The sequence below is a fragment of the Actinoallomurus acaciae genome (assembly GCF_042429965.1).
Classification (GTDB): domain Bacteria; phylum Actinomycetota; class Actinomycetes; order Streptosporangiales; family Streptosporangiaceae; genus Actinoallomurus; species Actinoallomurus acaciae.
In genome coordinates this window covers 1-2,928 of sequence record NZ_JBHLZP010000771.1, presented here as the reverse complement: position 1 = coordinate 2,928, position 2,928 = coordinate 1, and the positions used below count along the sequence as shown (strand labels likewise).

Annotated in this window: 2 protein-coding genes; both read left to right on the top strand. The window is 71.7% G+C overall.

The window, feature by feature from the left end; genetic code table 11:
• Positions 1 to 179: 179 nt before the first annotated feature.
• Positions 180 to 1,043 carry an oxidoreductase gene (locus tag ACFFNX_RS46710; protein ID WP_378212817.1) on the top strand — a complete coding sequence of 288 codons (864 nt, stop codon included), beginning with the start codon at positions 180 to 182 and terminating at the stop codon, positions 1,041 to 1,043.
• Positions 1,044 to 1,152: 109 nt separating this feature from the next.
• A complete protein-coding gene (locus ACFFNX_RS46705) occupies positions 1,153 to 2,658 on the top strand; it encodes a metallophosphoesterase (RefSeq protein WP_378212815.1) in 1,506 nt (501 codons plus the stop codon).
• The last annotated feature ends 270 nt before the right edge of the window (positions 2,659 to 2,928 follow it).

Genomic DNA, 2,928 nt, shown 5'->3' with positions numbered 1-2,928 from the left:
GCCCTGGCGGCGGCCCGCAGTCGGCGGCGCGGGCCCAACCGGACGCCCCGGGCGGCCGGCACCGTCGGTCCACGCACATTTTAGGAACCAACCGCAACGTTGCGGTTGGAAATATGGAGCGCTAGCATCCAAAGGCACAACTCCAACGTTGGAGATGCTGACTCCGGAAGGCGGGAAACATGGCAGGCAATGCTCTCGGCGGCGTGCTCCGGCTCGCGGACGATCTCGTGTTCGGGCGGATGGGTTACGGTGCGATGCAGCTCGCCGGGCCCGGGGTCTTCGGGCCCCCGAAGGACCGCGGCCAGGCTCTGGCGGTCCTGCGCGAGGTGGTCGAGCTGGGGATCACCCACATCGACACCGGCGACTTCTACGGCCCGGTCGTCGTCAACGAGCTCATCCGCGACGCGCTCCACCCGTACCCGGAGGACCTGCGCATCGTCACCAAGGTCGGTGCGCGGCGTGACGACAAGGGCGGCTGGCACCCCGCGCTGGAGCCCGGCGAACTGGTGACGCAGGTTCACGAGAACCTCCGGCACCTCGGCGTCGACGCGCTGGACGTCGTCAACCTGCGCCTGTCCATCGAGGGTACGGGCGATGAGCCCGTCGCCGACCAGTTCGGTGCCCTGGCGGAGCTGCGCGCGAAGGGGCTGATCCGCCACCTCGGCCTCAGCGGGGCCACCGCCGCCCAGCTCACCGAGGCGCAGGGCATCGCCCCCGTCGTGACGGTGCAGAACCTCTACAACCTCGCGAACCGGCAGGACGACCCCCTCGTCGACCGGTGCGCCGCCGAGAACATCGCCTACGCCGCGTTCTTCCCCCTCGGCGGGTTCAGCCCGATCCAGTCCCGGACGCTCACGGACGTGGCCGCGCGGCTCGGCGCCTCCCCGCAACAGGTCGCGCTGGCCTGGCTGCTCCAGCGCTCGCCCACGACCGTCCTCATCCCCGGGACCTCGGCCGTCGCCCACCTCCGCGAGAACGTCGCCGCCACGGACCTGGTCCTGAAGCCCGACGTGGTCGCCGAGCTCGACGCCATCGGCGGCTGAGAGGACCGCCGCCGTTCCCGTACGGGCGATGCTTCCCGTACGGGCGATGCTTTGCCTGGAATGGGGCGAACACGGTGTGTCGCCGTATTGCGGCTGTTACGGTGCGCCCGTGCCCCCCTCTGCTCCTCTGTCCTCCCGTCACTCACTGGCCGGGGCCGGCTGGTCGTGCGACGAGCCGGGGACCTACACCGACCTCATGCCGGCCCGGGTGCGGAACCTCTCCTGGCTCAACCCCGCCGTCCTCTGGCGGTCGCGCAACGACGTGCTGGCCCGGCGGTTCGGCGACCCGACCAACGACGAGCGGCGCCGGTGGGTGGCCCGCCAGATCGGCGCGGGAGCGCCGCCCGACTTCGCGATCCCGCGCGACGACCCGTCGTCGTTCTCGTTCATGGTGCTCGGGGACACGGGGGAGGGGGACGCCCCGCAGTACGCCGTGGTGCCCGGCTTCTTGAAGATGAGCGAGGGCACGCGCTTCGCCCTCATCGCCAGCGACGTGATCTACCCGACCGGCAGCGTCAACGAGTACGGCACCAAGTTCTTCCGGCCGTACAAGGACTACGACGCGCCCATCTACGCCGTGCCGGGCAACCACGACTGGTACGACGGCCTCGGCGGGTTCATGCGGGTCTTCTGCGGCGCGCCCGAACTGCCCGCCGAGGGCCGGCCGCGGCTGTGGTCTCGTGCCTGGTGGCGGCGGCTGTTCTGGAAGAACCCGGACGTACCCGACGAGGCGCGGCTGGCCGAGGCCGAGAGCCTGCGGTCCCGGCCCTCACAGCGGGCCGAGCAGCCCGGACCGTACTGGATGATGGACGCCGGCCCGATCCGCGTCGTCGGCATCGACACGGGCATCATCGGCGGCATCGACCGCGAGCAGGGCGCGTGGCTGCGGCGGGTCTCCCAGGGCCCCAAACCGAAGATCCTCATCACCGGCAAGCCGCTGTACGTCGACGGCGCCCACCATCCGGGTCCCATCGAGGGCGGTGGCACGGTCGACGAGATCGTCCAGGACCCCGCGTGCAACTACGTGGCGGCGATCGGCGGCGACATCCACAACTACCAGCACTATCCGGTCAAGGTCGGCGACCGCACGATCGAGTACATCGTCTCCGGGGGCGGCGGCGCGTTCATGCACGCCACGCACACGATCCCCAAGGTGGACGTCGGCGGCGTCGGCGAGGACGACTTCCGCTGCTATCCGCTGCGCGGCGACTGCCTGGCCTTCTACGGCCGGATGTACGGGCGGCGGCTGCGGATGCGATGGCTGTTCGAGCTCACCGGCGACCAGGCCGCGGCGGTCATCGCGGCGCGGATCGGCATCCGGCCGGGCCGGGAGACGAACGCGCCGGTGACGTGGCGAACGCGGCTGGTGGCGACCCTCCTGGGCGTACCGGGGCGCCCGAACCGCCGTAAGAGGTTCCGGCTGCCGGTACGGCAGGCGTACCAGCGGTTCCTGTCCCCGGCCTCCGCCTCGTACGAGCCGCCGCTGTTCAAGAGCTTCCTGCGGGTCGACGTGACGCCGGAGCGGCTGCGCATCCGCTGCTTCGCCGCGTCCGGCTGCCGCGAGCACGAGGTGTCGCCGCCCGTCGAGGACGAGATAACGATCCCGCTCACCTGACGACGATCGCCGAGTACGGGACGTCCGTCGCGCGAGGCTCGGCCTGCCGCTCCCACCGCTGTGCCCACCACCGGATCGAGCCGGACAAAGTGGTCGTACGGCGAGGCGCCGCGTGATCACGTCGCCGTTCGCCCGGCCGTGATCCTCCGTGCGGGAAGCAACAGCGCGGGCGGCAGGGCGAGGGCGGCGATCACGGCCGGCGCCAGGAGCGCGTGCTCGGCCGTCTGGGCGGACGCGGCGACCGGATGGCCGCCGGCCGGGAACGCCGCC

Coding starts and splice junctions, on each gene's coding strand:
- ACFFNX_RS46710 (WP_378212817.1), top strand. CDS start 180: ATGGCAGGCAATGCTCTCGGCGGCGTGCTCCGGCTCGCGGACGATCTC.